Source organism: Erythrobacter sp. AP23 (assembly GCF_001542855.1).
GTDB lineage: Bacteria > Pseudomonadota > Alphaproteobacteria > Sphingomonadales > Sphingomonadaceae > Qipengyuania.
The window spans coordinates 83,293-108,923 of record NZ_LNBY01000015.1; the positions used below are offsets into that span (position 1 = coordinate 83,293).

29 protein-coding genes are annotated in these 25,631 nt (G+C 64.4%); 7 read left to right on the forward strand and 22 right to left on the reverse strand.

Annotation, left to right across the window (positions count from 1 at the left end; genetic code table 11):
- Positions 1-2: 2 nt before the first annotated feature.
- The 4 genes from ASS64_RS07120 to ASS64_RS07135 form a co-directional block, all read right to left on the reverse strand.
- Positions 3-1,205: an efflux RND transporter periplasmic adaptor subunit gene (locus ASS64_RS07120; RefSeq protein ID WP_067691953.1), complete on the reverse strand. Its 1,203-nt coding sequence runs from the start codon at positions 1,203-1,205 to the stop codon at positions 3-5.
- Positions 1,206-1,457: 252 nt separating this feature from the next.
- Positions 1,458-1,721: a GlsB/YeaQ/YmgE family stress response membrane protein gene (locus ASS64_RS07125; RefSeq protein ID WP_067691956.1), complete on the reverse strand. Its 264-nt coding sequence runs from the start codon at positions 1,719-1,721 to the stop codon at positions 1,458-1,460.
- Between the two features lie 142 nt (positions 1,722-1,863).
- Positions 1,864-2,163 carry a DUF1153 domain-containing protein gene (locus ASS64_RS07130; protein ID WP_067691959.1) on the reverse strand — a complete coding sequence of 100 codons (300 nt, stop codon included), beginning with the start codon at positions 2,161-2,163 and terminating at the stop codon, positions 1,864-1,866.
- A complete protein-coding gene (locus tag ASS64_RS07135) occupies positions 2,160-2,453 on the reverse strand; it encodes a hypothetical protein (protein WP_067691962.1) in 294 nt (97 codons plus the stop codon). The genes ASS64_RS07130 and ASS64_RS07135 overlap by 4 nt, the downstream gene beginning before the upstream one ends.
- Positions 2,454-2,559: 106 nt before the next feature.
- Here ASS64_RS07135 and mnmA point away from each other — a divergent pair, with 106 nt between their 5' ends.
- Positions 2,560-3,714, forward strand: a complete 1,155-nt coding sequence (gene mnmA, locus ASS64_RS07140; protein WP_067691965.1) for a tRNA 2-thiouridine(34) synthase MnmA — start codon at positions 2,560-2,562, stop codon at positions 3,712-3,714.
- Here the strand turns inward: mnmA and ASS64_RS07145 are convergent.
- Positions 3,711-4,055 (reverse strand): hypothetical protein, encoded by a 345-nt coding sequence (locus tag ASS64_RS07145; protein ID WP_234002352.1) that lies wholly within the window; start codon positions 4,053-4,055, stop codon positions 3,711-3,713. The two genes, mnmA and ASS64_RS07145, sit on opposite strands and share 4 nt — an antisense overlap.
- A gap of 31 nt (positions 4,056-4,086) precedes the next feature.
- Between ASS64_RS07145 and ASS64_RS07150 the strand changes: the two genes are divergently transcribed.
- The gene (locus ASS64_RS07150) at positions 4,087-5,217 is read left to right on the forward strand and encodes a serine hydrolase (RefSeq protein ID WP_067691968.1); all 1,131 of its coding nucleotides are present in this window, start codon (positions 4,087-4,089) and stop codon (positions 5,215-5,217) included.
- Here the strand turns inward: ASS64_RS07150 and ASS64_RS07155 are convergent.
- The 3 genes from ASS64_RS07155 to pdxH are packed head-to-tail and all read right to left on the reverse strand — an operon-like array spanning position 5,214 to position 7,548.
- Complete coding sequence (locus ASS64_RS07155) at positions 5,214-6,011, reverse strand: PhzF family phenazine biosynthesis protein (RefSeq protein WP_067691971.1); 798 nt, start codon at positions 6,009-6,011, stop codon at positions 5,214-5,216. The two genes, ASS64_RS07150 and ASS64_RS07155, sit on opposite strands and share 4 nt — an antisense overlap.
- Complete coding sequence (locus ASS64_RS07160) at positions 6,008-6,943, reverse strand: cation diffusion facilitator family transporter (protein WP_067691974.1); 936 nt, start codon at positions 6,941-6,943, stop codon at positions 6,008-6,010. The genes ASS64_RS07155 and ASS64_RS07160 overlap by 4 nt, the downstream gene beginning before the upstream one ends.
- Entirely contained in the window at positions 6,940-7,548 is a 609-nt protein-coding gene (pdxH, locus tag ASS64_RS07165; protein ID WP_067691978.1) for a pyridoxamine 5'-phosphate oxidase, read from the reverse strand. The genes ASS64_RS07160 and pdxH overlap by 4 nt, the downstream gene beginning before the upstream one ends.
- A 194-nt stretch (positions 7,549-7,742) precedes the next feature.
- Here pdxH and ASS64_RS07170 point away from each other — a divergent pair, with 194 nt between their 5' ends.
- From ASS64_RS07170 to fabI, 3 genes are read left to right on the forward strand one after another with little or no spacing between them, the layout of a single operon-like run.
- Positions 7,743-8,702: a DnaJ C-terminal domain-containing protein gene (locus ASS64_RS07170; protein WP_234002353.1), complete on the forward strand. Its 960-nt coding sequence runs from the start codon at positions 7,743-7,745 to the stop codon at positions 8,700-8,702.
- A 3-nt stretch (positions 8,703-8,705) separates the two neighbouring features.
- On the forward strand, positions 8,706-9,722 hold the full coding sequence (locus ASS64_RS07175) for a YihY/virulence factor BrkB family protein (protein ID WP_234002354.1): 1,017 nt from the start codon (positions 8,706-8,708) through the stop codon (positions 9,720-9,722).
- A complete protein-coding gene (fabI, locus tag ASS64_RS07180) occupies positions 9,719-10,525 on the forward strand; it encodes an enoyl-ACP reductase FabI (protein WP_067691981.1) in 807 nt (268 codons plus the stop codon). Before ASS64_RS07175 ends, fabI begins: the two co-directional genes overlap by 4 nt.
- 8 nt (positions 10,526-10,533) lie before the next feature.
- Here the strand turns inward: fabI and wecC are convergent, their stop codons facing one another.
- From wecC to ASS64_RS07230, 10 genes are all read right to left on the reverse strand, one after another.
- Positions 10,534-11,799 (reverse strand): UDP-N-acetyl-D-mannosamine dehydrogenase, encoded by a 1,266-nt coding sequence (gene wecC / locus ASS64_RS07185; RefSeq protein ID WP_067691984.1) that lies wholly within the window; start codon positions 11,797-11,799, stop codon positions 10,534-10,536.
- Positions 11,800-11,870: 71 nt separating this feature from the next.
- A complete protein-coding gene (wecB, locus tag ASS64_RS07190) occupies positions 11,871-12,995 on the reverse strand; it encodes a non-hydrolyzing UDP-N-acetylglucosamine 2-epimerase (protein ID WP_067691987.1) in 1,125 nt (374 codons plus the stop codon).
- A gap of 40 nt (positions 12,996-13,035) precedes the next feature.
- A complete protein-coding gene (locus ASS64_RS07195) occupies positions 13,036-13,608 on the reverse strand; it encodes a hypothetical protein (protein WP_067691990.1) in 573 nt (190 codons plus the stop codon).
- A 93-nt stretch (positions 13,609-13,701) separates the two neighbouring features.
- Positions 13,702-14,229 (reverse strand): demethoxyubiquinone hydroxylase family protein, encoded by a 528-nt coding sequence (locus tag ASS64_RS07200; protein WP_067691993.1) that lies wholly within the window; start codon positions 14,227-14,229, stop codon positions 13,702-13,704.
- Positions 14,226-14,702 carry a disulfide bond formation protein B gene (locus ASS64_RS07205; protein ID WP_067691996.1) on the reverse strand — a complete coding sequence of 159 codons (477 nt, stop codon included), beginning with the start codon at positions 14,700-14,702 and terminating at the stop codon, positions 14,226-14,228. The genes ASS64_RS07200 and ASS64_RS07205 overlap by 4 nt, the downstream gene beginning before the upstream one ends.
- 15 nt (positions 14,703-14,717) lie before the next feature.
- The gene (locus tag ASS64_RS07210; RefSeq protein ID WP_067693048.1) at positions 14,718-16,058 is read right to left on the reverse strand and encodes a S41 family peptidase; all 1,341 of its coding nucleotides are present in this window, start codon (positions 16,056-16,058) and stop codon (positions 14,718-14,720) included.
- A 103-nt stretch (positions 16,059-16,161) separates the two neighbouring features.
- Positions 16,162-17,373 carry a murein hydrolase activator EnvC gene (locus ASS64_RS07215; protein WP_067692000.1) on the reverse strand — a complete coding sequence of 404 codons (1,212 nt, stop codon included), beginning with the start codon at positions 17,371-17,373 and terminating at the stop codon, positions 16,162-16,164.
- Positions 17,374-17,392: 19 nt separating this feature from the next.
- Entirely contained in the window at positions 17,393-17,815 is a 423-nt protein-coding gene (locus ASS64_RS07220) for a 23S rRNA (pseudouridine(1915)-N(3))-methyltransferase RlmH (protein WP_067693051.1), read from the reverse strand.
- Between the two features lie 132 nt (positions 17,816-17,947).
- A complete protein-coding gene (gene rsfS / locus ASS64_RS07225) occupies positions 17,948-18,367 on the reverse strand; it encodes a ribosome silencing factor (RefSeq protein ID WP_067692003.1) in 420 nt (139 codons plus the stop codon).
- 57 nt (positions 18,368-18,424) lie between these two features.
- Entirely contained in the window at positions 18,425-19,087 is a 663-nt protein-coding gene (locus ASS64_RS07230; RefSeq protein WP_067692005.1) for a nicotinate-nucleotide adenylyltransferase, read from the reverse strand.
- Positions 19,088-19,414: 327 nt separating this feature from the next.
- Between ASS64_RS07230 and ASS64_RS07235 the strand changes: the two genes are divergently transcribed.
- Positions 19,415-20,500 carry a M23 family metallopeptidase gene (locus ASS64_RS07235; RefSeq protein ID WP_083508261.1) on the forward strand — a complete coding sequence of 362 codons (1,086 nt, stop codon included), beginning with the start codon at positions 19,415-19,417 and terminating at the stop codon, positions 20,498-20,500.
- Positions 20,501-20,516: 16 nt separating this feature from the next.
- The gene (locus ASS64_RS07240) at positions 20,517-20,906 is read left to right on the forward strand and encodes a polymer-forming cytoskeletal protein (RefSeq protein ID WP_067692011.1); all 390 of its coding nucleotides are present in this window, start codon (positions 20,517-20,519) and stop codon (positions 20,904-20,906) included.
- A gap of 109 nt (positions 20,907-21,015) precedes the next feature.
- Here the strand turns inward: ASS64_RS07240 and ASS64_RS07245 are convergent, their stop codons facing one another.
- The 4 genes from ASS64_RS07245 to ASS64_RS07260 all read right to left on the reverse strand — a co-directional run bounded on the left by ASS64_RS07245 (position 21,016) and on the right by ASS64_RS07260 (position 25,590).
- Positions 21,016-22,689, reverse strand: a complete 1,674-nt coding sequence (locus ASS64_RS07245; RefSeq protein ID WP_067692013.1) for an AMP-binding protein — start codon at positions 22,687-22,689, stop codon at positions 21,016-21,018.
- 95 nt (positions 22,690-22,784) lie between these two features.
- Positions 22,785-23,510 (reverse strand): DUF1013 domain-containing protein, encoded by a 726-nt coding sequence (locus ASS64_RS07250; protein ID WP_067692016.1) that lies wholly within the window; start codon positions 23,508-23,510, stop codon positions 22,785-22,787.
- Positions 23,486-24,601, reverse strand: a complete 1,116-nt coding sequence (locus ASS64_RS07255; RefSeq protein ID WP_083508262.1) for a glycosyltransferase family 1 protein — start codon at positions 24,599-24,601, stop codon at positions 23,486-23,488. The genes ASS64_RS07250 and ASS64_RS07255 overlap by 25 nt, the downstream gene beginning before the upstream one ends.
- A gap of 92 nt (positions 24,602-24,693) precedes the next feature.
- Positions 24,694-25,590: a UDP-2,3-diacylglucosamine diphosphatase gene (locus tag ASS64_RS07260; protein WP_067692019.1), complete on the reverse strand. Its 897-nt coding sequence runs from the start codon at positions 25,588-25,590 to the stop codon at positions 24,694-24,696.
- Between the last annotated feature and the right edge of the window lie 41 nt (positions 25,591-25,631).

A 25,631-nucleotide genomic window follows, 5' to 3' on the forward strand; every position in this document is an offset into this window, starting at 1 on the left:
CCCTAGTCCGATTCAGCCGTCTGCGGATTGACCGATTCGCCAGGATTCAAGAAGCCGCCCGCGCGCAAAACGACGCGCTCACGGCCGGTTAGCCCGCTGTTCACGACGATACCCGCACGGGTAACTTGCCCGATCTCGATATCGCGCCGCTCTGCCTTGTTTTCGGAGTTTATGATGTAGACATAACTCCCTTTGTCATCGGACAGAACAGATGATTCCGGCAGAATCGGCGCGACGATCGTGCCACTGGCGATGATCGTGGTGGCGAATCCGCCGGGGCGCAGCTCGGGCGCGTAGGGCAGCGCAATCCGTGCTGTGCCTTGCCGATCCTGTTGGCTAATGACCGGCGAAATCTGCCAGACCGAACCGGTAAAACGCTTGTCTACTCCGACAGGGCGGACCTGCGCCGTGGTTCCAACCGTGAGGTTGGCAAGATCACTCTCACCGAGTTTGGCAGCAAGCTCCATTTCTCCACCACGCGCGATCCGGAACAGGGCTGGCGAGCCGGCGCTCACCGTCTGGCCAGGCTCGACGTTGCGCTCGAGCACATAGCCCGAGGCCGGCGCGACTATGTTGAGGCGCGCGTTGCGGGCGCGCAGTTCGCGCAATTGCGCCTGTGCCACGCGAACCCGCGCCACCGCGGCATCGCGCGTCGCTGTCAAGCGGTCGACATCGGCGGTGGAGACGAAGCCGCGTTCCACCAGCTGCAGCGCACGGTCGAGATTGGCCTGCGCGAGATTGGCATCGGCCTGCGCGACCTGAATATTGGCGGCGGCGCTCTGGACCTGCTGCGACTGAACCGACTGGTCGATGCTCGCCAGCACCTGGCCCTGGCGCACCCAATCGCCAGCATCGACCGGCACCGAGACGACTCGGCCGCCCTCGCCAACGACGCCGACAGGCATCTCGCGGCGCGCGGCCAATGTACCGGTAGCGGTGATTTGGCCCTCGACCGTGGTGCGGCCGGGCGTCACGACCGTAACGGTGGGTGCCTGTGCGTTTTCGTCGCCCGCGGGAGTCGTCGTACCATTGCCCCGCATCGCGAAAAACGCCGCAATGGCCAGGCCGAGCACGATGAGCACCGCGATGATGATTATCTTGCGACGGTCGGAGCGGCGCTTTTCTTCCGCGGCTTGGTCAACGGGTTCGAAGTCGACCGAAATCGTTTCGCCCTTTTCCGCTATCACTCCGGCTTCGTAATTCATTTCGTACCTGCCCCAGAAGCGCTGTCGAAGAGCAGTGTATTACATTGCTATATCACTCAGCGCAAGAATTTCGCATTCGGGCGATAGACCTCGGCCCGGGATTGGGCAATCGAGGGTTCGACCGGAGGCGTGTATGGCTGGACGAATGTCGCTCGCGCACAACAGTCGACCGCGTCGCAATCCGAGCAAAAACAAAGGGGCGGAGCGCCTATTTGGCGCTCCGCCCCCTGAAATGATGCGGGAGCCGGCCGCTCAGCGCACGCGGCCGCGCTGTACGAGATTGGCAATGCCCAGAAGCACGATGGCGCCCAGGAGCGACATCAGCAGGCCAGGTACGCTGAACTCGGTCAGCGTCGCGCCGACGCCGATCATCGAGCCGATGAAGCCGCCGATGAACGAGCCGACGATGCCGACGACGATGTTCCAGAAGATGCCCATCGAGGCATCGCGGTTCATCACCAGGCTGGCCAGCCAGCCGATGATACCGCCTACGATAATCGCGATAATCCAACCCATTGCAATTCCTCCTGCTAAGCCCGCCGCCCGTATGCTTCTTCAATGAGCGGAAGCGGCGGACAGTTCCCCGGATTTCGTGCCGGAGTGAGAGGTGGAGCGTGTGTGGGGTGAGTTGGTTCCCGCGCGATATGTCGCGGTGCGGTCAGTATTTGAGCTGGCGTTCGTAGAGGTCGCGATAGTGCTGGATACGCGTCACGCGCAGGCCCTGCATTCCCGAACGATCGACTGCACGCTGCCACGATGCGAATTCCTCGAGGCTGAGAGAATAGCGCTCGAGCACCTCGTCGATCGTCAGCAGACCACCATTGACGGCAGCCACCACCTCCGCCTTGCGTCGCACGACCCAGCGCTTCGTGTTGGGCGAGGGCAGGTCGTCAAGGGTCAGCGGCTCCCCGAGTGGGCCGATAACCTGGGCAGGGCGGATGTCCTGGTTTTCGATCATTCTTTCTCTCTATCGCCTTGCACCGCATCGTTTGCGGCTCGTCCAAGGCCTAGGCGCGCTGCTTTGCCATCGCTTAAAGCATCATGGTTAACAGGCGATTCACTTTCCTGGACGCCTTCGCGGCGGGCTTCTCCGAAGGCGTTGAACCCGCCCTCGACCTTGTCCAGTTCATCGCGCAAGTCCCGAGTCGCAGCGAGCTTGGCCACTAGGTCGGTCCAGCGGAACTGGCGCAAATCCGCCGTGTCACGCGGTTCCTGATGCTCTGCCCCTTCGATGTTTCGTTCAAACATAGGCGCTGTGGATAAGCGCGCATGGTAAAGGTTCCATGAAACATCGCATGTGGCGCTTACGGTAGGCTACTGGTGGCAAGCCCCCAATATGTGTATGGGGCGCTGCATGCCCGAAACTGCAACCCTTTCGCCGGACCAGGCCGCCGCTCTGTTCGACTTGCCACGACCGGCAGCCGAATGCCGCATCGTCGTCGCGATGTCGGGCGGCGTCGACAGTTCGGTCGTTGCCGCGCTGGCGGCGCGCACCGGCGCGGAAGTCATCGGCATCACACTGCAGCTTTATGATTACGGCGCCGCCACCGGGCGCAAGGGCGCCTGCTGCGCGGGCGACGATATCCGCGATGCGCGCGCCGTCGCCGAACGGCTCGGCATCGCGCATTACGTCCACGATCACGAAAGCGCGTTTCGCGAAGAGGTGGTCGAGACCTTTGCCGACGATTACCTTGCCGGGCGCACGCCGGTACCCTGCATCCGTTGCAACATGGGGCCCAAATTCACCGACTTGCTGGCGATGGCGCGCGAGTTGGGGGCGGACTGCCTCGCGACCGGCCACTATGTCCGCCGGGTCATCGGTCCGGCAGGCCCCGAACTGCACCGCGCCGCCGATCCGGCACGCGATCAGTCCTATTTCCTCTATGCCACGACTGAGCAGCAGCTCGATTTCCTGCGATTCCCGCTGGGCGGAATGCCCAAAGCCGAGGTGCGCGAGATGGCCGAAAGTGCCGGCCTGCGCAATGCGGGCAAGCCCGACAGCCAGGACATCTGCTTCGTGCCCGATGGCGATTACGCCAAGATCGTCAGGAAGATGCGCCCAGAAGGCGGCCGACCAGGCGCCATCGTCCATGCCGCGACTGGCGAGACGCTGGGCGAACACAGGGGCGTGATCCATTATACGGTGGGGCAGCGGCGCGGGCTCGAGATCGGCGGCCAGCCCGAACCGCTCTATGTCGTCGGCATCGACGCCGAAAACGCGCAGGTCCGCGTCGGCCCCAAGCGAATGCTGGCAGTTACCGCGGCGCGGATCGTCGAAACCAACCGGATCGGCCCGCTGCCCGATGTGCCATTGACCGCCAAGGTACGCAGCCTCGCCAAGCCGGTTCCGATCATCCTGGACGGGGCACTCGGCAACGGGGCGACCACCACGATCCGCTTCGACACGCCGGAGTTCGGGGTAGCGCCGGGGCAGGCGGCGGTCGTCTACGCAGGCGATCGGGTCGTCGGTGGGGGCTGGATCGAATCGACCAGCCAGGTCGCCGCCTAACCCTTCCACTCCTGCAGGATGCAGCCATAGCCTTCCCGGTAGCTGGCGGTGTCGGATTCGACCAAGGGGATCGAGGCGGTCACGCTCTTCGTTGCCGCGTCCTCGCTCAGCGAGATCAGCTCCATCCCTTCGAGCTTGTCCTTGGCGCAATCTTCGAGACTGCGCCCGGCAACGAAGCGGCACGAGCAGGCAACGCGCGCGGCATAGGCGGAACCGACCCCGCCGGTTTTGCGCAGGCCTTCGCCCCAAGCGAGCCAGGCCGCACCGAGCAGCACGACCACGAGGAGAACCGACCACAACCAGAGGCGCGACTTGCGGGAGCGTGTTTTGGCCGTTGCCAAGCGGGATTCCTTCGTGCGAGTGACGCGGGCCATGACCACGCGGACCGCCCCCCTTATCGCGCTTGCCCTCGCCACCTCAAGCCTTGCGTCCTGCGGCTCCCCCGGCCCGGTCGAGGAACCGCCCGTCAGCGAAGAGGCGCTGGCTGCGGTAACAGCCGATCCCGGAGCGCCGACCAGGCCGCTGGCGCGCGCGGCCGACGACCTGTTCGCACTCGACGGCCTCGGCGAAACGCGCGCGCTGGTCGTCTATCACGGCGGCAAGCTGGCGGTGGAGCGCTATGCGCCGGGTTATGACGAAGACACGCGTTTCGTCAGCTGGTCGATGGCGAAGACCCTTACCGCGGTGATGATCGGCATGCTGGTTGCCGATGGCCAATTGCGGCTCGATGCCCCGGCGCCGGTCCCGCGCTGGCAGCGCACCGGCGATCCGCGCGCGGAGATCACGCTGCGCCATCTGCTTCAGATGCGTGCCGGGCTCGAGCATACTGAAGCAGGCGAACCGCCCTACGAGAGTTCCGAAGTGCGCATGCTGTTTCTCGACGGGCGCGACGATATGGCCGATTATGCCACCGCCCAACCGCTCGAGGCCGAACCGGGCGAAAAGTTCGAATATTCGTCGAACACCACTGTCATCCTCGCCGACATTGCCGCGCGCGCGCTGACCGAAAGCAGGGACCCCGACGTGCGGCGCAAGGCGGTGGCCGATTATCTCGATGCGCGGCTGTTCGCTCCGCTCGGCATGACCAGCGTGGTGCCCGAGTTCGACCGCTCGGGCACGCTCATCGGTGGCAGTCTGATTCACGCCACCGCGCGCGACTGGGCAAAGCTGGGGGAACTGCTGCGCAACAAGGGCTCCTATCGCGGCGAGCAGCTGGTCCCGCGCCAGTGGGTCGAGGCAATGGTCGAACCGAGCCCGAAAAGTCCGCATTACGGCTTGCAGACCTGGCTCAATCGTCCGCTACCGGAGGGCGAGGAACACCCGTTGATTCCGGATCGCGCACCGCACAGCGCCTTCTCGCTGGCCGGCCACATGGGGCAATATGTATTCGTCTCCCCGTCCCAGAAGCTGACCGTCGTGCGGCTCGGCCATTCGAACCGGGAAGAGCGGATCGCGATGCTGCAGCAGCTCGCCGATGTGATCGAACTCTATCCGGAAACCTAGGGCAGGAAGAAGCTGCCCTCGACCACGGTTACGCAGGGTCCCGACAGCACCGCCTTGTCGCCTTCGCGCCTGCAGGTCGCCCGCCCGCCCCGCCGCGAGGCCTGGAAGGCGGTAAAGCTGTCGCGGCCCAGCCGCTCGGTCCAGAAATAGGTCAGCGCGGCATGCGCCGAACCGGTGAAGCTGTCCTCGTCGACGCCGCCGCCGGGCACGAAGACACGGCTCACAACGTCGGTCTCCTCACCGCGAGCGGTGCAGATGAACTGGTCGTTCCCCAACGCCCGCAATCCGCGCAAATCGGGATCCAGCGCACGCACCTCATCCTCGCTGTCGAACAGATAGACGCCGTAGCCATCGGGGCTTAGCCACACCTCTGCCGGAGTTGCCCCGAGCAGCGCCACGGCCTCGGCCCATTCGCCGGGCTCGGTGCGGATCAATGGCAAAGCGAGCGCGTAACCCGCCTCCGCGCGCGCCACTTCGAGAACGCCCGCCTTGCGCGTGCGGAAGGTCACGCGCTCGCCGCCGTCGCGTGTCAGCAACACGTGTCCGCTGGCAAGCGTCGCATGGCCGCACAGCCGAATTTCTTCGGTCGGGGTGAACCAGCGCAGCTCCCAATCGGCTTCGCCACTCGCATCGCGCACGACGAAGGCTGTCTCGGCGAAATTGTTCTCTTCGCCGATCGCCTGCAGGACCGGATCGTCGAGCCAGTGCTCGAGCGGCATGACCGCCGCCTGGTTTCCGGCAAAGGGCCGGTCTGCGAAGGCATCGACATGCCAGTAGGGCAGCTTGCCGGTCATTCGTCTTTCTCCAGTTTGGCGAACTCGTTATCCTCGGCCAGCGGGTTGTCGGGTTCGTCCACATGGCCTTCCGGATCGATGTGGATCAGCAATTCCATTCCGGGAAATTGCGCGCAAAGATCCGCTTCCACGCGTTCGATGATGTCGTGGGCCTCCTCGATCGTCATGAGCGGCGGGAGGTCGACGTGGAACTGCACGAAGTCGCGATTGCCGCTGGTGCGGGTGCGCAGATCGTGCAGGTTCGAAAGTTCGGGGTGCTTCGACGCCGCCTCGATGAATGCGAGTCGCCTGTCCTCGGGCCATTCGCGATCCATCAGATCGTCGACCGCTTCGCTCGCGCCGCGCCAGGCACCCAGGCCCAGCCAGGCGGCAATGGCCAGACCGAAAAGCGGATCGGCTATCCCGATTCCGACGAATTGATCGAGCACCAAGGCGGCGATGACTGCGAGGTTGAGGAACAGGTCCGATTTGTAGTGCAGGTGATCGGTCTGGATTGCTAGGCTGCGCGTCCGGTTCATGACGTAACGTTGCCAGCCCAGCAGGGCGAAGGTCAGCACGATGGCGATCAGCGAGACGGCTATCCCCTCTTCCGCGGCGGCAGTTTCGCCCTGCCCGGCAAGCTGCATGATGGCACGCACCGCGATACCGAAGGCCGACAGCGCGATGAGCATCACCTGGAAGATCGCCGCCAGCGCCTCGGCCTTGCCATGGCCGAACCGATGCTCTTCATCGGCCGGCTGCGAGGCGATCCACACACCCGTCAAGGTCGCCAAGCTGGCTATGAGGTCCAGCGCCGAATCGGCCAGGCTGCCGAGCATGGCGGTCGAACCGGTGCGCCAGCTCGCCCAGGTCTTAAGCGCGACCAGCACCACGGCCACCGAAATGGAGGCCATCGCCGCCGAGCGGGCGAGCAAGGCACGGTTGTCGCTCACGGATAGAGCAGCGTGTTGGACCAGGCATCATCCGCGCCGTCCCGGCTGAACAGACGACGATCGTGCAGGCGATACTGCCGATCATGCCAGAATTCGATCCTGCGGGGGCTCAGGCGAAACCCCGTCCAATGCGGGGGACGCGGGATGCCGCCTTCCGGATAGCGTTCCTCTATCGCCGCGACGCGATCTAGATAGACCCGGCGATCGGCCAAAGGACGCGACTGGTCACTCGCAGCCGAGCCGATCTGCGACACGCGCGGGCGTGAATGGAAATAGGCATCGGCCTCCGCCTCGGTGACCTCTTCCAACGGGCCTTCGATGCGGATCTGGCGACGCTGGCTCTTCCAGTGGAACAGCAGTGCGGCGCGCATATTGGCCCGGATCTGCTCGCCCTTGCGGCTCTCGACATTGGTGTAGAACACGAAGCCGTCCGGGCCGTGCCCCTTGAGCAGGACCATGCGAACCGAGGGAAGACCGTCTGGCGTCGCGGTCGCCAGCGCCATGGCATTGGGATCGTTCGGCTCGCTCTCTTTCGCCTCGGCGAACCACACTTCGAACAGGGCGAAGGGGTCGCTTTGCGGGATGGCGCTTTCATCGTTCTGCATCGGTGGGTTTCCTACGGGATGGAACACATGGAACACGGTTCAGGAGCAAAACACGCCGAGGCTCGTTTTGGCCCGGAATCCGTTGCGAACAGAAGAGATTTCCCGTTCATGCGAAGGCCCCTATCGCCATTGCGCCCCATAGGAAACCGCTCACGCTTGCGCAGCCGCGCTGTTGTGCCTAGCTAACACGCTCGATGGCCATGAATACACCAGATCCCTATACCACGCTTGGCGTGACCCGCGGTGCCTCCGAGAAGGACATCAAGAGCGCCTATCGCAAGCTTGCGAAAGAGCTGCATCCCGACCGCAACAAGGACAATCCCAGCGCGGCGGAGCGGTTCAGCCAGGTCACCAATGCCTACGACCTTCTGTCCGACAAGGACAAGCGCGCGCAATTCGACCGGGGCGAAATCGATGCCGACGGCAACCCCGCCAATCCCTTTGCCGGCATGGGCGGGGGCGGTGGCTTCAGGCCCAATGGCGGTCAGCGCGGCTTTCGGGCCGAGGATTTCCAAGGCTTCGGCAACGACCAGGTCGATCTGGGCGACATTTTCGAAGGCCTCTTCGGCGGCCGTGGCCCGCACGGCGGGGGCAGCCCTTTCGGCGGCGCCCAGCAACACCGCCCGCGACCGCAAAAGGGGGCCGATATCGCTTACAAGCTGCGCGTGCCGTTCATCGATGCCGCTACGCTCAAGCCCCAGCGCATTACCTTGTCCGATGGCAAGACGATCGATCTCAAGCTGCCCAAGGGCGTCGAAGACGGCACGCAAATGCGCCTCAAGGGCAAGGGCGAACAGGGTCCGGGCGGTGCAGGCGACGGGCTGGTCACCATCGCGATCGACCGCCACCGCCACTACCGGCGTGAGGGCGACGACGTGCGCCTCGACCTGCCCATAACGCTCGATGAAGCGGTGAGCGGCGGCAAGGTCCGCGTGCCGACGGTCGATGGCCCGGTGATGATGACGATCAAGCCCGGAACCCACGGCGGGACCGTGCTGCGCCTGAAGGGCAAGGGCTTCACCCGCAAGAACGGCACCCGCGGCGACCAGCTTGTAACGCTTGAAATCCAGCTGCCCGATCAGCTCGACGAGCTTGCCAAGCGGCTCGAGGGATGGAAGGACACGGGCGACCCGCGGAGCAAGCTGGGGGTTTAGCCCTTGTCGCCAAAGCCATTTCCGGAAAGTCAGGAGCGCGAGATCCGCTCGCTGTCGCCCGAGCAACGCCGGAAAGAGGCTCGCAATCTGAGGGATCGTATCGGGGACAGCGTCGGCCCCGGTACGCGCGTCTGGGAAGTGGCCAAGCGCACGCTGGTTGGCACGTACAACGACGGCTTCATCCACGCCGGCAATCTCGCCTATCTCTCGATGCTGGCGATATTCCCGTTCTTCATCCTCGGTGCGGCGGTGTTCTCTGCCTTCGGCGAGGAAGCCGAGCGGGCGGCGACGATCAACGCGGTCTTGTTCGCGCTACCGCCGATGGTCGGCAACGTCATCGAGCCGGTCGCGCGCGATGTGATCGAGGCGCGCAGCGGATGGCTGTTGTGGGTCGGCGCGCTGATCGGCTTGTGGACAGTCGGCAGCCTGGTCGAAACCATTCGCGACATATTGCGCCGCGCCTATGGCACGCAGGCGACGCATGCCTTCTGGAAGTACCGGCTGTTGTCCTCGGGCGTGATCCTCGCCGCCGTTTTCCTGCTGTTGCTCAGCCTGATCGCGCAATTCCTGATCGGCACCGCGCAACAGGTTATCGAGGCGTTTTTCCCGCAGCTGGTCGACCGTGTTGCCGACCTGCGCCTCACGCGTATCGTTCCCTCGCTCGGCCTGTTCGGGTCGCTCTACCTGATATTCTATTCGCTGACCCCGTCGAAGTACCGGCGCAAGCGCTATCCCAAATGGCCCGGCGTGCTGCTGACCACACTGTGGTGGATTTCGGTGACCACGATCATGCCCGCAGTGCTGCGCAATTTCTTCGCCTACAACCTTACCTATGGCGGGTTGGCCGGTGTGATGATCGCGTTGTTCTTTTTCTGGCTTGTCGGGCTCGGTGTGGTTATCGGCGCAGAACTGAATGCCGCGCTGGCCGAGACGCCCGAGGAGGAGCTCGCGGAGGAAACCGACGAGGCCCGCAGGGCCGCATTGGCGCAGGAAATGGAAGAAGAGGAGCACGCAGCATGAGCGGGTTGATGGCAGGAAAGCGCGGGCTGATCATGGGTCTCGCCAACGACAAGTCGCTGGCGTGGGGTATTGCGAAACAGCTTGCCGAGCATGGCGCCGAGCTGGCCTTTTCCTACCAGGGCGAGGCTCTGAAGAAGCGCGTCGGCCCACTGGCGGAGAAGCTGGGCAGCGATTTCCTGATCGAATGCGACGTGTCGAAGATGGAGGCACTCGATGCGGCCTTCGACACGCTCAAGTCGCGCTGGGAAACGATCGATTTCGTCGTCCATGCCATCGGCTTTTCCGACAAGACAGAGCTGCGCGGAAAATATGTCGATACCAGCCTCGATAACTTCCTGATGACGATGAACATTTCCGCCTATTCGCTCGTGGCGGTGACACAGCGCGCAGCCGAGATGATGCCCGAAGGCGGCAGCATCCTGACGCTGACCTATTACGGCGCGGAAAAGGTCATCCCGCATTACAACGTGATGGGAGTGGCCAAGGCGGCGCTCGAGACTTCGGTAAAATATCTCGCCAACGATCTCGGTCCGCAGAACATCCGGGTCAATGCGATCAGCGCGGGTCCGGTCAAGACGCTCGCGGCCAGCGGCATCGGCGACTTCCGCTACATCCTCAAGTGGAACGAACTCAATTCCCCGCTGCGCCGAAACATAACGATCGACGATGTCGGCGGCTCCGGACTCTATTTCCTCTCCAATCTGTCATCGGGCGTGACTGGCGAAACGCACCACGTCGATGCCGGCTACCATGTGGTCGGCATGAAGCAGGAAGATGCTCCCGATATCGCGCTCGACAAATAGAGGGCGCCCTAAACGACGTCGGGCCAGATGCCGCGGGTGTCGTAGACGGCCTTGTCGGCCCGCTCCTCCGGCGGGATGACCTTGAACACATCGTGATCGACCAGCGTGATGAGCACGAACGATTCCTCCAGCGCGGTATCGATGTCGACCAGCTCAGCGCCGGTGTTCGCGAATTCGGGCGGCAGTTCGCCGGCATAGGGCTCGACCACTTGCACGCGCTCGCCGTATTCGCGCGCGAGCGAGGCCGCCACGAAGCGCGCGGGGCTCTCGCGGAAATCGTCGATATTGGCCTTGAAGGCGAGGCCGAGGCAGGCGACCTTTGCGTCCGGATTTGCCTCCACCAGCGCCTTCGCGCGGGCCAGGACGTGGTTCATCTTGGCATCATTGGTCTCGCGTGCTTGGCGGATGATCTTTGCTTCCTCGGGCGCGCCGTGAACAATGAACCACGGGTCCACCGCGATACAGTGGCCACCGACGCCCGGCCCCGGCGTGAGGATGTTCACGCGCGGGTGGCGGTTGGCGAGCCGGATCACCTCCCATACGTCGAGCCCCTGCCGGTCGGCGATCATCGAGAGCTCGTTGGCGAAAGCGATGTTTACGTCGCGGAAGGCGTTTTCGACCAGTTTGGTCATCTCTGCACTGCGCGCATCGGTGGTGACGCATTCGCCCTTCACGAAGCGTTTGTAGAAAGCGAGCGCCTTGCGCGCGCAACGCGGCGTGATACCACCGATGGAGCGGTCGTTATGCGTGAGTTCCTCGAGAATCTTGCCGGGCAAAACGCGCTCGGGGCAATAGGCGAGCGAGACATCGGGCTGGCCTTCGCAAAGGCCCGGCATGGCGAGATCCGGACGCTTGGCTGCGATCGCATCGCGCATCGCCTCGGTCGTGCCGACGGGTGACGTCGATTCGAGAATCACCGTATCGCCCTTCTTGAGCACATCGGCGACCTTCTCGGCGGCGGCCATCACATAGGAGGTATCGGGCGTGTGGTTGCCGTCCCTGGCGAAGGGCGTGGGCACTGCGATTACGAAGACATCGGCGGGCGCGACATCGGTCGAGGCCTTGAGCAGACCGCGCTGGACCACCGCCTGCACCAAGCCGTCGAGATCGACCTCTTCGATATGGATCTCGCCGCGGTTGATCGTATCGACCACGTCTTGGGTCACGTCGACGCCGTGAACGGGGCATCCGGCGCGCGCGATGATCGCGGCCGTGGGCAGGCCGATATAGCCGAGGCCGATGACGCAGACGTCGGGCTTGGTGTCACCACGCATGAAAATCGATTCCCTGGTACTTGGCGGGGGCGGGTCTAGCGGCTGTCGGTAAATTTTACAGTAACGCCCGATCACGCGGTTGCGAGCAGGTCCGCAATGCGCGCAGCCGAATGGCCGTCGCCGAAGGGATTGTGCGCGCGCGCCATCGCCGCATAGGCCGCCTCGTCGTCGAGCAGGCGGTTGGTTTCGCGCACGATCGTCTCGGCATCGGTGCCGACGAGTTTCGCCGTACCCGCATCCACGCCCTCGGGCCGCTCGGTGGTCTCGCGCATCACCAGCACGGGCTTGCCCAGCGCGGGCGCTTCTTCCTGCACTCCGCCGCTATCCGTCAGCATCAGATGGCTGATATCGAGCAGCCGCGCGAAATGCGGATAGTCGAGCGGTTCGATCAACGCGACGTTGTCGAGGCCCGCCAGTTGCCCGTTCATTACCGCCCGTACATTGGGATTGAGATGAACGGGGAATATAACCGCAATGTCATCACGCGATGCAAAATTCCTAACCGCATTGGCGATATTCTGCATGCCCGCACCGAAATTTTCACGACGGTGACTGGTCATCCCGATGATCCGCTTGCCCGCAAACCGCGCCTCCAGATCGGCAAGGCCGGAAGCGAGCGACGGTTCGTCCGCAACCCGCCTGGTCACCCAGTGCAGCGCATCGATTACCGTATTGCCCGTGACGTGCACACTCGCCGGGTCGACATTTTCGCGTAGCAGGGCCCCGCGCGCGTTTTCCGTCGGCGCACAGTGGAGCGCGGCGAAGCTTCCGACCACGCGGCGGTTGACTTCCTCCGGCCAGGGATGGTGGATGTCGCCGCTGCGCAGGCCCGCTTCGATGTGGCAAACCGGGATCTTGCGATAATAGGCCGCAATCGCGCCTGCCATGACCGTGGTCGTATCGCCCTGAACCACGACCCAATCGGGCTGCTCCAGGTCGAGCACCTTGCCGATCTCAACCAGAGCGCGCGCCGTCAGCGCATCGAGGGTCTGCCCCGGCGTCATCAGATCGAGATCGTGATCGGGCATGATCGCGGCTATTTCGAGCACCTGATCGAGCATCTCGCGGTGCTGCGCGGATATGCACACACGGCTTTCGAACCGCTCGTCTTGCGCCAGCGCATGGACCAGCGGAAACAGCTTGATCGCCTCGGGGCGCGTCCCGAACACGGTGAGAATCTTCCGGCGCGAAGTCATGCGCGCCTAGTAACGGCAAATGGTTGACCCGCGATAGAGTCTATTGCGGCCCGTCTTCGCTCGCCGGTTGCGGGAGTGCTTCTTCGCCGGGCACCTCGGCGGCGCGTTCCCGCTCGAGCCGCTCCATATATTCGCGCTCGATCATCTCCACGCGCTCCTGCTCGGCGGCAGCCTCCTCGTCGATGGTCGCCAGGCGCTTGGCGCGCTCGGCGGCGATAATCTCGCCGAAGCGTACACCCGCATCGTTGGCCTTGTCGGCATAGGCGGCGTTGATCATTTCCTGCGTGCAGCCGGTGAAGCCACCCGCGCCGGTGGGCGAGCACGACATGATGCCGAAATCGCCTGCCATCTCGAAGCTTTCGACCCGCGCGGCCCAGGACTCGTTTTCGGGGCTGTCGGAAAAGCGCAGGGTCTGCGGAATGCGATAGCGCTCATCCTCGGCCTTGCGGGCGCAGACGACGATCTGGTCTGCCGTGCTTTGCGGGCATTCGTCGTCCCCATAGACGATTACCATATTGTAGCTGTCGTCATCGGTCTCGACGCTGTCCTGGGCCTGCGCTCCCGCGGGAATGGCAAGCGCGAGGCTGGCGATGGCAATCAACGGTTTCGACATGTCGGTCCTCTCGGCGAAATTCTGTCAACTTGCAACTAGCGCCCGGCGGGGTGAACTCTCTATGAAGCGCAGGGGCGGGTCCGCCGGTTCCCGTCAGACACGCTCCGAAATGCGGATCGCGGCGCGACAGCCCAAGCGGATGATACCCGACAGCAGCGGATAGGCGGGCGCGCGCTCGGCCCCGGCGGCAAGCGCCGCATCGCGGTGCTCGCGCTCGTCCTCGCGGAATTCCTCGATCATGGCGGCCAGCTCCGGATCCTCGCCGGTCTCGTGCAGCCGGTCGAGCTGCTTGGAATAATGATCGTCGATCTCGGTTTCGACCGCGGCCGTGCAGGCCATTGCCGCTTCGGGTCCGATCAGCGCGGTTACCGCCCCCAGCGCGAAACCGGCTCGGTCCCAGAAGGGCTGCAGCGCAGTGGGGCGCACCTCGCGCCGCGCCATCAGCGCATCGAACTGTGCGCGGTGACCGGCTTCCTGCTCGGCCATACCGGCGATTTCCGCCGAATCGGGTCCGCGATCGCCCATCACGGCAAGCTGGCCCGCGTAGATCCGCGTTGCGCCGAACTCGCCTGCCTGATCGACGCGAATCATCCGCGCGATATGGTCGGGAACCTTGGTCATGCCTTGCGATCCTTCATCAACAGCGAAACGATAGCCACCCCTGCGGCCGTCGAAATCAGGAAGTTGTAGCCCGCCAGGCTGATGCCGAAAAGCGTCCAGGCCGGAGCATCGCAACGCACCAGCGGCGTATTCATGATGTCCTCGAGCGCATTGCCGCTACCGCCTCCACCAACGACCGCGCAGGATGTGATGCCGGGCCACCACCCGTATTCGACGCCAGCATGGAACAGGCCGATCGCGCCGGAGACGAGGATGGCGAGGGCCGCGGCGCCGATCCACAAGCGCTGCGGCGGGACGACGTATGCCAGGAGCGCGAATCCGAACGCGGCGAAATGCGGCCATCGTTGCCACCAGCACATTTCGCACGGATAGAGGCCGAAGCCGTATTCGGACACATAGGCGCCGCCCAGCAGCAGAGCCGGAACGGCAATCGCCAGGACGCGGGCGAGGCGGGCGTGCTGCGAAAGGCTCATGAGGCCGCGATTAGCCTATTTCGCTCGTACGGCAATGCTCTTGGGGCTGGTCCGGCGCAGCGTTTCCAGCGCGTAATGCAGCTGGAAATCCTCGATACCCTGTTCCTCAAGCTCTTCCGCAGTTTGCTGGAAGCGCGGATCCTCGCGCGAATCCTTCTCGACCGCATCGTCCGCGAGGCCGATTTCGTTGATCAGATGGCCGCGCAGATCCGATTCACGCATCTGGAACCGCGCGCGCTGCGCAAGGTCGGGATCTGAGAGCTGGGGCACGGTGATGTCGGGTTTGATCCCGCCTTCCTGCACCGAATGTCCGGCAGGGGTGTAGTAGCGAGCGGTAGTCAGCTTGAGCGCAGCGTCACGGCCCAGAGGGAGCAACGACTGGACACTGCCCTTGCCGAAGCTGCGCTCGCCCATGACCACTGCACGGCGATGGTCCTGCAAGGCGCCCGCCACGATTTCCGAGGCCGAGGCGGAACCCGCATCGATCAGCACGACGATCGGAAGTCCCTCCGCGATGTCGCCGCGAAACACGGTTTCGGCGTCATAAGCGATGTTCTCGCCCCGGGCGCGGCCGCGCTGCGAGACGATCCGCCCGTCGCTCAGGAACAAATCGGACAGCGCAACGGCTTCGTCGAGCGAGCCCCCCGGATTCGAGCGCATATCGAGCACCAGCCCGTTGAGGCGGCCCGTTGCGGTCTTACGCAGATCTTCCCAAGCGGTGAACACGTCGCTGCCGACATCGCGCGAGAACTCGTTGATCATGATGTGGCCGATATTGCCGTCATGCAGTTCCCAGGTGACCGGCTCGAGTTCTATCACGCCGCGCGTGACATCCACGTCGAAGGGCTCCTCGCGCCCCGGACGGAAAATCGTCAACTGGATCGAGGTGCCCTCGCGCCCGCGCATCTGCGCCACGGACTCGTCGAGCGTCTGGCCGACGATCAGGCGCCCGTCGAGATGGGTGATGAAGTCGCCCGCCTTGATGCCCATCTTGTCAGCAGGGCTGCCACGGAACGGCGAGATGACCTTGACTGCACCGTCTTCGGCCACGACGGACAGACCGAGACCGGAATAATTGCCGTCGATCATCGTCTCGAGCCGCTGGAGGTCGCTACCGTCAAGATAGCCCGAATGCGGATCGAGCGCGGCCAGCATGCCGTCGATCATACCGCGCATCAGCTTGTCGTCCTCGACCGGCTCGACATAGCTCGCCTTGATCCGCTGGTAGACCGCGAGCACCTTGGCGAATTCCGGACCGGCGCGGCCTTCCACCTGCGCGAGGCTGGCGGTGGTCGCGGGGATCAGCGCGACGGCGGTGACGAGGGCGGCCGAACGGGCCAGGGCGGCGAATTTCATCGGCAAGAATTCTCCTTTGCGCGCCACCATTCTATCGCTGGAGCGCGCTGAATGCCAGATGAGCGGCCAATGCCTTGCAGCAAAGCGATTTTCGACCGGCGTCCTATCGCAGGTGGTCGAGCGGATTGACCGGCTCGCCGCCGTGCCTCAGTTCCAGCGTCACTTCACCGCGCCGTGCGGGAGCGAGCCCGAGCGGTGAGCCGGCGGTCACGTCCTGCCCGACCGCCACATCGAGCGTATCGAGCCCGGTCACGAGACTGGTCCAGCCGCTGGCATGCTCGACAATGACAATCCGCCCATAGCCGCGATAGGGCCCGGCAAAGACCACCCGACCGGCGCCCGGCGCAACGACCTGCGCGCGCGGTCGGGCGGCAAGCGCAAGTCCCGCCTGCCGTTGTCCGCTCGTTCCCGCTTCGCCGAAACCCGCGGTAATCTCACCTGCCACCGGGAGCTGGTAGCGCGCCGGTGGCTCGGTAGCGCTGGCCAGCGGGCTTGCCGGCGCCGAAACGCTGGCGCTGGTCGGATCGGCGGGGCGCGGCAACGGCCCCGGCAGGGCGGCAAGCCGTTCGCGTAGCGATCCTGCAGCTTCGAGACGCCCGATGAGCTGGTCCAGATCGATCGCCTGTTCGGCCAGAACAAGCGCGCGCTGCGCTTCGCGGTCGGCCCCGCCAGCGGCTTGCCGAGCCTTGAGGCGTTCCTGCTCGGCGAGGGCGGCGAGCTGCTTGCGCCGCTCGCGCAAGGCGGCTTCACTGTCGCGGCGATCGGCGAGCGCCTGGCGCGCTTCGGACTCGAGCCTTTTTGCGCGATCGAGATCGGTGCGCAACGCCGCCGTCCGTTCGCGCACGAGCGGGATCGTACTGTCGAGAACGGCGCGCGTATAGACCAGATCGCGCAGAGAACCCGGCTGTAGCGCCGAAAGCGCCAGCGGCCGGCGTGACATAGACTGGAGAGCGCCGGTCAGGCGGACGAGGGGTGTGCGGCGCTGGGCAAGTTCGCGGTCCAGTGCAAGGCGTTGGCGATTGGCAAGCGCGAGACGGGCCTCGGCCGCGTCGATGCCTGCCTCGGCCTGTTGAACGCGAGCCGCCATCGCCGCCGATTCGGCGCGCGCCTTTTCCGACGCCTCGCGCCCACGCGCCGCCTGGCGCTCGAGCCGTTCCCCCCGCGCCCGCGCATTGCGCTGCTGGAGCCGCGCCGCATCGAGCGCCGCGCGGGCCTGTTCCGCCGTTTCGAACCGCGTCGGCGCCTGTGCAGTCGCAGGAAGTCCCAGAAACCCGATGGCAACGAGTGCGGCAAGGAGGGGAAGGCGGCGGCTCATCGGGGGCATTCCTGCCCGATCAGCCGCTGCGATGATAGGGGTGCCCGGCGATAATCGTCGTTGCGCGATAGAGCTGCTCGGCGAGCATGGCACGCGCCAGCAGGTGCGGCCAGGTGGCCTTGCCGAAAGCGAGCAGCAAGTCCGCTTCGCGCCGCTCCTCCGGCGCATGACCGTCGGCCGCGCCAAGCACGAAGCGGCATTCACGCATGCCGTCGTCGCGCCAGCGTTCGAGGATTTCCGCCAGTTTTTCGGAAGAGAGGTCCTTTCCGCGCTCATCCAGCAGCACGGTTTTGCAAGGCGTCAACGGATCGGCGGTGCGACCGCCGGTTTCGGGCAATTCGGTAATCTTCACCGGCCACGTCAGTCGCTTTTCATAACGCGCGACAAGATCCGCTTCGGGTGAGCGTGCGATCTTCCCGCGAGCGATAATGTGAAGAAGGATAGGAAGTGCTCCGGGAATAGCGCCTGAACCATCACGGCGGCGGATCGGCAAGGACCACCGCTCCCGACAGGCCGAAGCGCAGACCACGGTCGACCGCGCGTATGCAGCCGCGGACGCGTCCGCGAAGCCCCGCTAGGCCGTGCCGGCCACCGGCGGTGCGTCGCCGAACGCCCACATGCGCTCGAGGTTGTAGAAGCTACGCACCTCGGGACGGAACAGGTGGACCACGACGTCGCCCGCATCGAGCAGGACCCAATCGGCTGCCGGAAGCCCTTCGAGCTTCACCGGGCCGAAGCCCGCCTGTTTGACCTTCTCGGCCAGTTTCTGCGCCATTGCGGCGACCTGGCGGGTCGAGCGGCCCGAAGCAATCACCATGTGATCGGCAATCGAGCTCTTTCCCTCGAGATCGATCGTCACGACCTCCTGCGCCTGATCGTCGTCGAGCTGTTGCAATACCAGCTTGAGCAGCGGATCGGTTGTCGCGTCAGCCAAGTCGATCACCTGTGCCGAAGCGGTCCCGGATGCAGCCGGGCCTGTCTGCGCCTGTGTCATAGGCGATTGCGGTACTCCTGAAATGAGAGGCTTGGGCCATGGGAGGGACAACGCGCATCATGGCGCGGTGGTTTCCTCCCCCGACAGTATCAAGTGATGCGTCAGCTGGTCCCTCGGAGGCGGTCCGGCATAGCGTAAGGCCCAGTCGGGATCGGCGCGGCGGATGGCCGTGGCCGATCTTTCGTCGGGATCGAAACGCAATGTCACCAGTGCCGGTGCGCTCCATTCGCCCCTGTTCACGAAGCTGGACAGCGGCACGGAAAAGCGCCTCAGCCAGGCCATCGCGGGGCTCGCGACAGCATCCGCATCATAGCCGGGCCTTGCGATGACCGCAATCGGCATCCTGCGCGCGATCCCCCGCCAGTCGCGCCAGCGATGAAATTGCGCGAGATTGTCGGAGCCCATCAGCCACACGAAATCCTTCTTGGGATAGCGCCGCTCGAGTGCGCCGAGCGTGTCGATCGTATAGCGCGTGCCCAGCTCGCGTTCGATCGCCGTGACGCGGATAGGTGCGCGTTTTGCCTGATCCATCGCGGAACGGACGCGAGCCGCGAGCGGTGCCATGCCGATCTTCGGCTTCAGCGGATTGCCGGGCGAGACCAGCCACCAAACCTCGTCGAGCGCAAGCGCATGCAGAACGAACAGCGAAACCCGCCGGTGGGCACCGTGCGCCGGATTGAAACTGCCGCCGAGCAAGCCGATTCGCCGCCCCTTGCTCATTTCGGCTCAGCTCCCGCAAATTTGTCGAATTTATACAATGGTTTGCTCACGGCGCGCATCGTGAATCGCAAGCTGTTGGTAAACAACGACTTAATTTTCGGTTCCCACGACGATTCGAAAATTCCGCAGCGAGGAAACGACTCGTCCCATCGATGCTTCGACTCGTGGATTCTTCGGGAACCGCGATTCGATTTCACAAGCAACCTTTGTTAGCGCTCTACCCGGGACGTAAAAGACCATAAGGGACGGGTCGTTTTGAGCAATAAGATTGCCACCAGTGGCTGGGGGAGCCGCGTGAAGAGCTGGTTCCCCGATCGCGAATTTTTCATGCGATCGGAAGGCCAAGTTCGCTTCATCACCATCTCGTCGAAGGTCCAGATGACCGCCGCTACGATCGCTCTGGCGGCGCTCGTCGTCTGGGCGGTGTCGATGGCGGGCGCGGGCTGGACGCAATATCGCGCCACCGCAGATCGCCTTTCGCTGCTCGACCGCGAAGCGAAGGTCGCAACCGCGACCGAGCGCGTGAACGCCTATCGCCAGGATATCGACGCGGTCGCCACCGACCTCGTCAAGCGGCAGGAATTCATCGAGGACATGGTGGCCTCGCTGCCCGAGGACGTGAAGTCGGTGACCAATGTCAGCGATTCGGCCGGCGAAGCCTCGGCGACGGTCGACAAGGTCAGCGCCTCGATCCCCGAAGCCAGCGCGTTGGCGAAGATCGAAGCGCGCCAGCTTGCCTTCGTCGAAGGGCTGACCCGCTATGCCGACTGGCGCTCGCAGAAGGCGGCAGCCGCGCTCAAATCGCTCGGTCTCAATCCCGATCGCATGATCCGCAATGCCGACCGCAGCGCGATGGGTGGCCCGCTCGAAAAGCTGGCAACCGACGCGCAGGGCAATATCGACCCGCGCTTCGAACGGCTCGGCCTGTCGATCGCGCGCATGGCCGCGCTCGAACGGGGGCTTGCGGGTGTCCCGCAGGTCACTCCGGCGCGCAAGGACATGATTTCGAGCGGCTTCGGCTACCGCCGCGACCCCTTCACCGGGCGCGGAGCCATGCACAAGGGTCTCGATTTCAAGGGCGCCATAGGCACCCCGATCCGCGCCGCATCTGCCGGGCGCGTGAGCTTCGTCGGCTGGAAGGGCGGCTATGGCAAGACGGTCGAGATCACGCATGGTAACGGCCTGATGACGCGCTATGCCCATATGTCGCGTTTCGACGCGAAGGTGGGCGAGCGCGTTGCCGCGGGCGAGACGATCGGGGCGATCGGCAATACGGGCCGTTCGACCGGCCCGCACCTTCATTTCGAAGTGCGTATCAACAATCGCGCAGTGAACCCGCGCACCTTCCTGGAGACCGCTCCCAATGTTCTCGAAGAAATCCGGCGAGTCCCCCAACTCGCCTCAGTCAAGTAATCCGGGACGCGAACGCATGGCCAGCAAGAGCAATTCCACTTTTTCCGTGTTCGGTTCGGACATTGCGATAACCGGCGACATCAAGGCGTCGGCCGACCTGCATATCGACGGCTCGGTCGAGGGTGACATTTCGTGTTCATCGCTCGTCCAGGGCGAGACCAGCGCCGTCAAGGGAGCGATCAAGGCCGAAAGCGCCCGCCTGGCGGGCACGGTGGACGGATCGATCACCGCGCGCGAACTCGTCATTCTCAAGAGCGCCAAGATCACAGGCGACGTGTTCTACGATGCGCTGACGATCGAACAGGGCGCGCAGGTCGAAGGCCGGTTCGCCCACCGCGACGCCAAGGCCAAGGCACCAGCCGCGACGCAACCGGCGACCAAGCCCGAGCTCGCCGTAGCCGGCTGAGGCGCAACGATTTGGAGGGGATGGGGGCCGCCCGCGCAATGACGCAGGCGGCCTTCTCTTTTGCGCGCGATCCCGCGAAACGCCAGGTAGTCTGGTGGAGCGGCGCGCCCTAGTCGAGGACTTCCGCGCGCAATGCCTTGCGGTCGAGCTTGCCGATCATCGTCTTGGGCAATTCGTCGCGGATGACGACATCGTCGGCGCGTTCGTGCTTGCCCACGCGGGCGTTGAGCCATTCCTTCAGCTGAGCGCCCGTGATCTCTTGGCCCGCATCGAGCGTGACATAGGCGACAGGCACTTCGCCGCGATAGGTGTCGGACCGGCCGATCACCAGCGCCTCCTTGACCGCCTCGTGCTCGAGTAGCACGTACTCGACCTGGCTCGGGAAGACCTTGAACCCGCCAACCGCGATCATGTCCTTGATCCGGTCGACGATCTCCAGAAAGCCATCTTCGTCCAAAGTCGCGACATCGCCGGTGCGCAACCACGTCTTGCCGTCGTGCTCGACGAAGACGGCTTTCGCCGCCTCGGGGCGGTTCCAATAGCCCTGCATGACCTGCGGACCGTGAAGCGCAAGTTCGCCCGGCTCGCCATCGCCCGCCGATTTCGTCGGGTCTTCCTTGTCGAGCAGCATCACCTCGGTCTGCATTACGACCTGCCCGATCGTGCCGGGTTTGCGCGCGCCTTCGTAGGGGTTGGCCGAGACCACGCCCGAGCTCTCGGTAAGGCCATATCCTTCGACCAGACGAACGCCGGTCGCCGCCTCGAATTTTTCGCGCAGGGGGCCGGGTAGCGGTGCACCGCCCGAAATGCAGACCTTGAGCGTCGATAGGTCGGTCTTGGCGAGATCGGGGTGATCGAGCAGCGCCTGATACATGGTCGGTACGCCGGGAAAGCCCGTGGCACCGTATTTCTCGATCGTCTGCAGCACCTGACCGGTTTCGAAACGCGGGACCATGGCGATCGAGGCGCCGGTCAGGACCGCATGGTTGAGAAGCGCAGTATTGGCGAAAACGTGGAAGAAGGGCAGCGCGCCCATGAAAACCTCGCCCGACGGATCGCCGAAGGGGTTGAGGCCAGCGGTTTGCTGCGCGTTGATCGACAGGTTCGCATGAGTCAGCATCGCCCCCTTGGGCGTGCCGGTGGTGCCGCCGGTGTATTGGAGCAGCGCGAGCGATTGCGGATCGACGGTCGGCAGGTCGCCGCCCACCTGCACGCCCTCTTCGAGGAACTCGTCCCAACGCAGGATGTCCGAGCCGAAAGCGACTTTCGCGATCTTGCTGCGGGCAAAAAGCCTCAGCGCGAAACCCTTCAGCCTCGGCAGCATCTGCGACAGCGAGCTCACCACCAGCGTTTCGAGCGCCGAGCCGCGCAGCACCTTTTCCGCGGTCGCATAAAGCTCGGGCACGTCGACCGTCACCAGAAGGCGCGTGCCCGAATCGGCGACCTGCTGTTCGAGTTCCTCGACCGAATAGAGGGGCGAGAAATTGACGACCACGGCGCCCGCCATCATCGCCCCGTAATAGGCGACGACATAGCTCGGCACATTGGGCAGGAAGAGGCCGACACGATCCCCTCCCGCGATCCCGCGCGCCACGAGCCCTCGCGCGAACGCCTGCGCGTCGCGGTAAAGTTCGGAATAGGTATAGGTGCGACCGAGAAAGTGCAGCAGCGGCGCTTCGGGCGACGCCTTGGTCGTGCGCGCGAACATCGCGGGCAGCGCCATCGCTTCGAAACGCGTGTCCCACGGCACCGGGTGATGGTTCGGCAGCTTGCTTACATCCATGTCAGTAGCATGGAGAATTGCGCCTCAAACGCAAGCAAAAAGGCGGGAGAAGCACCCGCCTCCCCCGCCTTCGGAATTTCACGTCTTCGAAACGATCAGGCTTCGCCGGGTTCTTCTGTCTCGCCCGCTTCCTCCGCAGCACGCTTGGCCTCGAGCCAGGCGGCGGCTTCGGCTTCCTGCGCGGCTTCGGCAGCGGCCTTCTCATTGGCCTCACGCTCGGCGCGCAGTTCTTCGATCAGCTTTTCGCGGTCGCTGGTACCACTGGTCTCGACCGGTGCGGCCTCCTCCTCGGCGGGCAGGTTCTTGGCTGCCTTGGCCACCACCGCATCGAGTTCGCGCTGCGAACACAAGCCGAGCGTGACCGGGTCCTTGGGCTGAATGTTCTGAATGTTCCAGTGGCTGCGCTCGCGGATGGCGGTGATCGTGTTGCGCGTGGTGCCGATAAGCTTGCCGATCTGGGCATCGGAAATTTCCGGATGGTTGCGCAGGATCCAGGCGATCCCGTCGGGCTTGTCCTGGCGCTTCGAGACCGGCGTGTAGCGCGGTCCCTTGGTACGGCTTACCGCGACCGGGGCGCGCTGCATCTTCAACCGGTATTCGCTGTCGGCCTGACCCTTCTCGATCTCGGCCAGCGTCAGTTCGCCCGAATGCACGGGGTCACGGCCGGTATATTTGCTGCCCGCCAGGTCGTCGGCCATGGCCTGCACTTCGAGAATGTGGAGGCCGCAGAATTCGGCGATCTGTTCGAACGACAGGCCGGTATTGTCGACCAGCCAGGTGGCGGTGGCATGCGGCATCAGCGGTTTGGGTTGGTCGGCCATGAAAGTGCCTTTTCTCGCCTTACGAAAATAGAAGGCCGCCCCTCGCGGGACGGCCGTTGTGGTCCCGATGTAGGCGAGCGCACCGGATTCGGCAAGCGAAAGCCTCCGGCGGCGGGTAGCTCTTCGGCCTCGAAAGCGGCGAGGCCGCTCAGGAACTGCCCGGTGGCTGCGGCCCAGCTAAAACTCGCGCCATATTCGGCGCAGGCATTGCGATCGCAGAACAGCGCCGCGCCGATTGCCCGGTCGAGATCCTCGTGCAACGCGCCGACGCGTTCGGTGACGATATCGCGTGGGCCAGGCACCGGATAGGCGGCAACTGGCGTGCCGCAGGCCAGCGCTTCGATCATGACCAGACCGAAAGTGTCGGTCCTGCTCGGGAAAGCGAAGACGTCCGCGCCAGCATAGCAGCCCGCAAGCTCCCGACCCGACCGGCGACCGAGGAAACGGGCCTCGGGAAACTTCGCCTCCAGCGCTGCCAGCGGCGGCCCGTCACCGACGACCACCTTGCTGCCGGGGTAGTCGCCTTCGAGAAACGCTTCGATATTCTTCTCTACCGCCACGCGCCCCACATAGAGCTGGATTGGGCGCGGCAGGTCGGAAAACTCGGGCGGCGGCGGAGCATCGGGCGTGAAACAGGCCAGATCGACGCCGCGGCTCCAGCGGTGCAACCGGGTCAACCCATGCGCGCGCAGTTCCTGGCTTATGCTTTCGGTGGCCACCAACACGCGCTGGGCCGGGCGGTGGAACCAATGGATATAGCGCCAGAACCACTCGGCGGGCAGATGCGTGCGCTTGGCGAGGTAATCGGGAAACTGCGTATGATAGGCGGTAGTGAACTCGATACCGTGCCTTGCGCAATACCGCCGTGCCGTCATTCCGAGCGGGCCCTCCGTGGCGATATGGATCGCCTCGGGCGAGAAATCGCGCAGCCGGCTCGCTACCGCGCCGGGCCTGGCAAGAGCCAGCCGGATCTCGGGATAGGTCGGACAGGGCAGCGAAGCGAACTGATCGGGCGAGACGACCAGAACGTCGTGCCCCTGTTCGCGCAGCTGGTCGCAGGTCGTCGTCAGCGTGCGCACGACCCCGTTCATCTGCGGCAACCAGGCGTCGGTGACGATGGCGATGCGCTGTGGCCAATGGGGTGGCGATTCGGCGATCGGCCCCTCCACCCCGAGCAGCGAACTCACGCAGCCTCCGGCACGGACGTCTTGACGTCGGTCGCTGCATTCTCGCGCCGCGCAACTTCCTCGGGCCAGTTGAGGATTTCCATGGTTCCGTCGAAATGCTCGACCAGCGCGTTGCAGCCCTCGACCCAATCTCCGTCGTTCCAGTATTCGACTTCCCGCCCCTCGTGGACGAAATTGCGGCATTCGGCAGTGTGGATGTGCCCGCACACGACCCCGTCGACGCCGCGCTCGGCAGCGGCCCGGGCAACCACTTCCTCGTATCGGGAAATGAACTCGACCGCGTTCTTGACCTTGTGCTTGGCGGCCTTGGAGAGCGACCAATAGGGCAGGCCGAGCCGCGCACGCACGGAGGCCACCCAATTGTTGAGCTTCATCATGACGTGATAGAGCGCGTCGCCGACATAGGCGAGCCAGCGATGCGCGAGCATGATCGTGTCGAATTCATCGCCATGCAACACCATCAGGCGACGGCCGTCGGCGGTATCGTGGAAAGCGGCGCGCATGATCTCGACGCCGCCGAAGTTCATGCCGCTGAAGGGGCGGATCATCTCGTCGTGATTGCCCGGGATGTAGATGATCCGCGTGCCGCGCTTGGCGCGCTTGAGGATGCGCCAGACGATGTCGTTATGTTCGGCGGGCCAGTAGAGCTTCTTCTTCAGTCGCCAGCCGTCGATGATATCGCCGACCAGATACATCGTCTCGCTGTCGGTATGGTCTAGAAAATCGATCAGCAGCTCGTGATTGCACCCCTTGGTCCCGAGATGGATGTCGCTGATCCAGATGGTCCGGTACTTGCGCCGCTTTCCCTTGGTACGCTCGGGCACGGCGGGCTTGAGCGAAGGAAAATTCGCGACCTTGTGCGCCGCATCGAAGTGGTTGGGCAGATCGTTCATGGGCCTGACCCCCGATTAGGTATCGAGCCCTGACTTGAAGC